Raw genomic sequence first — 4,802 nt, forward strand, 5'->3', positions numbered from 1 at the left:
GCGGCACCGAGGTCGTGCGCGGCGACGTGCGCGACCGCGACGGCCTGCCCGACCGCGAGCGCGGCGAACCGCGCGGGATCCGGGAGCCCCTTGCCCGCCGCGTTCGCGCGGAACGACTGCTGGTGCGCCTGCTTCATCGGCACCTCGCCGCGCACCCAGCCGCGCGCGACGTCGAGCGTCTCGCGGAGGAGCGGATCGCCGGGGCGCTCGGCCTCGAACAGCGGCAGCACGTGCTCCGCGCACGCGACCGCCCACAGCGCGAGCGCCCGGTGGTCGTCGTCGGTCAGCGTGCCGCCGCGGCGGACGGTGATGAGGGCGGGGTCGCGGTCGGTCGGGAGGATGGGCATGCGTGGAGCCTGCCAGCGGTCGGATCGCGACACCAGGGTCGGCGAGATGGTGATCGATCGATCACGCCGCCCACTCCGCCACCACGTCCGACCCGACCTTCACGATGAGCACCGCGACCACCACGATGAACGCGATGCGGATGAAGCGGCTGCCGCGGGCGACGGCCATGCGGGATCCCGCGTAGCCGCCCACCATGTTCGCCACGCCCATGCCGAGCGCGAGCGCCCAGAGCACGTGGCCCTGCGGGATGAAGAACGCGAGGGCGCCGAGGTTCGTGGCGACGTTCACGATCTTCGCCTTGGCGCTCGCGAGCACGAAGTCGTAGCCGAGCGCGGTGATGAGCGCGATGATCAGGAACGTGCCCGTGCCGGGTCCGATGAGGCCGTCGTAGAAGCCGATCACCACGCCGAGCAGCGCGGCGATCCCGTGGTGCTTCCGGCCCCTGTGGCGGAGCGCGGCCACGTCGCCGAGCTTCGGGCGGGCGATGGTCACGACCGCGACGATGATCAGCGCGACCACCACCAGCGGCTTGAAGACCGACGCCGGCAGCAGCGCCGCGAGGCTGGCCCCGCCGTAGGAGCCGGCCAGCGCGACGGCGGCCATGGGCAGGGCGGTGCGGAGGTCCGGATGCGTGCGCCGGTACCAGGTCACCGCGCTCGTCGAGGTGCCGAACAGCGACGCGAGCTTGTTGGTCGCGAGCGCCTCCACCGGCGTGATCCCCGGCACGAGCAGCAGCGCCGGCAGCTGCAGGAGGCCGCCGCCGCCCACGACCGCGTCGATCCAGCCGGCCGCGAGCGCCGCCAGGATCATGAGCAGCGCGACCGTGAGCGTGATCTCGCCGAGCGAGCCGCCGATGTCCATGCGCGCTCGCTACTCGGCGGCGGAGGAGGTGGAGCGCGACGCGTCCGCCGACTCCAGCGCGACCAGGCGGCGGACCTCGTCGGCGTCCACGTTCACGCCGAAGAGCGAGCGGCCGGGCTCCAGCACGCGGCCGGCCGCGAGCGGGCCGATGTCGACGGGGTCGAAGCCGAACGCATCGACGAGGTCGGCGACGGTCGCGCGCGCCGCGTCGTCGTCGCCCGCGACCGCGATGCCCTTGCGGCCGGGTGCGCCGGCGGGCCGGGGTCCCTCGTCGAGGTCGTGGTACCCCATGTGGTTGAAGGCCTTGACGACCGTGGAGTCCGGGAGGAAGTCCTGCACGAGCTCGCTCGTGGAGGAGGCGGGGTCGGCGAGGTCGTCGCGGTGGCCGTCCACCTCCCACCAGTAGTTCATGGCGTCGACGACGAGCTTCCCCGCGAGCTCGGCGACCGGCACGGATGGCAGCTTGCCGAGCGGGAGGGCGAGGATAACGATGTCGGCGCGGGCCGCCGCCTCCGCCGAGGTGGTGGCGACGGCGCCCGGCGCGAGCACGTCGACGATGAGGGCGATGCGCGACGGATCCCCCGAGCCGGAGATGAGCACCTCGTGCCCGGCGGCGATCGCACGGCGGGCGAGCACCGTGCCGACCTTGCCGGCGCCGAGGATCCCGACGGTGACGGATCGCGCCGCCTCCGTCCGGTCGGTGTCGGGTCGGGCAGGGGCGTCGTCGTGGTGCGTCATGGGATCCATTCTCCGCGGTCCCGCTCCGCCCCCTCACCGCCGCGGCCGACGACGGTAGTGTGGCGCTGTGGTCGGTACCCGGTCCCTGCGCTCCGCGCCACCCTCGCGGACTCGACGGGCCATGGAGGCATTCGTGATCACAGTCAGCGCCCCTCGTGCGATGGCCCGTGCCTAGCCGCGGCCTCGTCGCCGACGCCGCCGAGGCGCTCGAGGAGGCGACGGCGACGGGCTCCGACCTGTGCGGACCCCTCGTCGCCGCCCTGGGCGTGAGCGGCGCGGCCGTCTCCACCCTCGGGGATCCGCTCGGCAGCGAGACCGTGTGCGCGTCGGACGACCGGGCGGCCCGGCTCGACGAGATCCAGCTCGACCTCGGGGAGGGCCCGTGCTGGGAGGCGCGCACCTCGCGACGGCCCGTGCTCGAGCGCGACCTGCGGGGATCCGACGCCACGTCCTGGCCGCTCGCGCACCACGCCATGCACGAGACGGGCCTCGGCGCGGTCTTCGCGTTCCCGCTCGTCGTCGCCGGGCTCAGCCTCGGCGCCGTGGACCTCTACTCCCGCACCGCGCGCGACATCTCCGACCAGGAGGTGACGGACGCGACGACGCTGTCCCGGATCGTCGCGCGCCAGGTCCTCCGCCGCGCGCTCCTGGCCGCCGAGGGCCAGCAGGAAGAGAATGGATCATGGGAGAGCCGGTACTCGCGCCGCGAGGTGCACCAGGCCACCGGGATGGTCGTCGCGCAGATGGGGATCCCCCCGGCCGACGCGCTCCTGGTGCTCCGCGGCAACGCCTTCGCCACGGGCCGCTCGCTCCGCGAGGTGGCCGAGGACGTCGTGGGCCGCACGCTCGACTTCACCCCGGATCGCTGACGCGAGCCACCGCCACCGACCGCCCGAACGACCAGAGGAACCACGCCGATGCCGGAGACCCGGGAAGAGCTGCTCGTCCACACCTTCGTCAGCCTCGCCGACTCGCTCGTGAGCGGCTTCGACGTGCTCGAGCTGCTGCAGACGCTCGTGGACCAGGCCACGCTCCTGTTCGACGCGAGCGCGGCGGGGATCATCATCGGGCCGGACGCGCAGCACCTCGAGGTCGTCGCGTCCACGAGCGAGAAGAGCCGTCTGGTCGGGCTGATGCAGCTCGAGGTCGGCGAGGGCCCGTGCGTCGAGGCCGTGAGCACGGGCCGCGTCGTGTCCGTCGCGGACGTGCGCGAGATCGCCGACCGCTGGCCCGCGTTCTCGGAGCAGGCCGCGGGCGCCGGATACGTGTCGGTGCACGCCATCCCGCTGAGGCTGCGCGGCCAGGTCATCGGCTCGCTCAACCTCTTCCGCGAGCACGAAGGCGCGCTCAACGAGGCTGACGCGACGGCGGCGCAGGCGCTCGCCGACGTGGCGACCATCAGCGTGCTGCAGGAGCGGACGATCCGCGACAGCGCCCTCGTGCACGACCAGCTCCGCCACGCGCTCGACAGCCGCGTGCTCATCGAGCAGGCCAAGGGCGTCATCGCGCACACCCTCGGCGTGGACATGGACGAGGCGTTCCGGCTGATCCGCCGCGAGGCCCGCAACACGAGCACGCCGATGCCGGCTGTCGCCGCGGGCATCGTCGAGGGCCGCGTGACGCTCGAGGCCGGGGCGCGCTAGCCGCTCAGGCGGATCCGGGCGGGCGACCCCGCCGGGGCGTCAGGCGAGCGTGCCGTCGAGGATCCGGTCGAGGGTCTCCAGGCCCTCCCAGACGTGGGCGTGGATGCCGGCCTCGCGGGCGGCGTCGACGTTGGCGGGCTTGTCGTCGACGAACAGGATCCGCTCGGCCGGGCTCCCGAGGCGGTCGACGGCCAGCGGCCACACGTCGGCGTCGGGCTTGGCCATGCCGATGCGCGCGCTGACCAGCACCACGTCGAAGCGCCCGCCCCAGCCCTCCGGGTCCTCGAGGATGTCGGCCAGGTCGTGCGGTGCGTTGGAGAGGATCGCGAGCCGGTAGCCCGCGGCGACGGCGCGGTCCAGGGCGGCGAGCGTCTCGTCGTCCGGAGATCCCCAGCGGCGCTGCTCGATCGCGACGAGCTCGGCGAGGTCGTCCTCGCCGGGCGCGGGCAGGCCGAGGTCGCCAGCGACGGCATCCCAGAACTCCCGGGCGCTGCCGCCGCGGTCGTACGGCTGCCGGTGCGCGTCGAACGCCTCGCGGACGCGCGCCTGGGCGTCCTCGCCCGTGACGCCCGCGGGATCCAGCGCCCGGCTCAGCGCGCCGATGTCGTCCGGCCGCGTGATGAGCACCCCGCCGATGTCGAAGAGGAGCCAGGGCAGGGCGGGATCGCGGTTCTCGGGCATGCGTCTCCTTCGGGATGCGGCGGACGGGTCCCCTCGAGCATGCCCGCTCCGCGCTCGGGGCGCCCGAGGCGTCCCCGGCGTGCGGATCCCGTGAGGGTCGCGGCCCCCGCCGCACGGCTTCCATGAGGGCGGGCCGTGGCCGCCGTCCGCGGCGGTAGACCTGCTGCCATGACCCTCACCGCGATCCTCCCGTCGCTCCGCCGCAGCATCCCGGATCCGCTCGCCGCCGCCGAATGGCCCACCGGCACCGTCGCGACCACGACCGACCTGCGCGTCGGCGCCGTGTCCCTCGTCGCTCTCGCCGCGGAGCGCGGCACGCCCTGCGCGACCACCGCTGCGGCCGTCGAGCGGTGCAGCAGCGGCCGTGCGTCGCGCACGGCGTCGGCCTCGGCGGTCGTGCTGCGGATCCTCGCCGTCGCCCCCGCGACCGCCGACGCCCCGCGCGCCCTCCTCGTCGACGCGGATGTCGCGGGTCTCGCCTGCGCGTGGGCGGAGGCGCGGCTCATCGGCCGCGCGTCCACCGCCGCGGCC

Annotated in this window: 6 protein-coding genes and 1 pseudogene; 3 read left to right on the forward strand and 4 right to left on the reverse strand. The window is 74.6% G+C overall.

Annotated elements, in window-relative coordinates; genetic code table 11:
• The 3 genes from DZG00_RS12315 to DZG00_RS12325 all read right to left on the reverse strand — a co-directional run.
• Positions 1-347 (reverse strand): putative immunity protein (locus DZG00_RS12315; RefSeq protein WP_119455674.1); only part of this gene is annotated, 347 nt, incomplete at its 3' end.
• Between the two features lie 61 nt (positions 348-408).
• On the reverse strand, positions 409-1,209 hold the full coding sequence (locus DZG00_RS12320) for a sulfite exporter TauE/SafE family protein (RefSeq protein ID WP_119382595.1): 801 nt from the start codon (positions 1,207-1,209) through the stop codon (positions 409-411).
• A 9-nt stretch (positions 1,210-1,218) separates the two neighbouring features.
• Complete coding sequence (locus tag DZG00_RS12325; protein ID WP_119382596.1) at positions 1,219-1,947, reverse strand: NADPH-dependent F420 reductase; 729 nt, start codon at positions 1,945-1,947, stop codon at positions 1,219-1,221.
• A 167-nt stretch (positions 1,948-2,114) separates the two neighbouring features.
• Here DZG00_RS12325 and DZG00_RS12330 point away from each other — a divergent pair, with 167 nt between their 5' ends.
• Positions 2,115-2,816 (forward strand): GAF and ANTAR domain-containing protein, encoded by a 702-nt coding sequence (locus tag DZG00_RS12330; protein ID WP_233549124.1) that lies wholly within the window; start codon positions 2,115-2,117, stop codon positions 2,814-2,816.
• A gap of 48 nt (positions 2,817-2,864) precedes the next feature.
• Positions 2,865-3,590 (forward strand): GAF and ANTAR domain-containing protein, encoded by a 726-nt coding sequence (locus DZG00_RS12335; RefSeq protein ID WP_119382598.1) that lies wholly within the window; start codon positions 2,865-2,867, stop codon positions 3,588-3,590.
• Between the two features lie 39 nt (positions 3,591-3,629).
• Here DZG00_RS12335 and DZG00_RS12340 read toward each other — a convergent pair whose 3' ends face one another.
• Positions 3,630-4,271, reverse strand: a complete 642-nt coding sequence (locus tag DZG00_RS12340) for an HAD family hydrolase (protein ID WP_119382599.1) — start codon at positions 4,269-4,271, stop codon at positions 3,630-3,632.
• Positions 4,272-4,439: 168 nt separating this feature from the next.
• On the opposite strand from DZG00_RS12340, the pseudogene DZG00_RS12345 reads away from it, so the two are divergent.
• A pseudogene (locus DZG00_RS12345) lies at positions 4,440-4,802 on the forward strand (hypothetical protein); the annotation flags it as partial.

The sequence above is a fragment of the Clavibacter lycopersici genome (assembly GCF_003576405.1).
GTDB lineage: Bacteria > Actinomycetota > Actinomycetes > Actinomycetales > Microbacteriaceae > Clavibacter > Clavibacter lycopersici.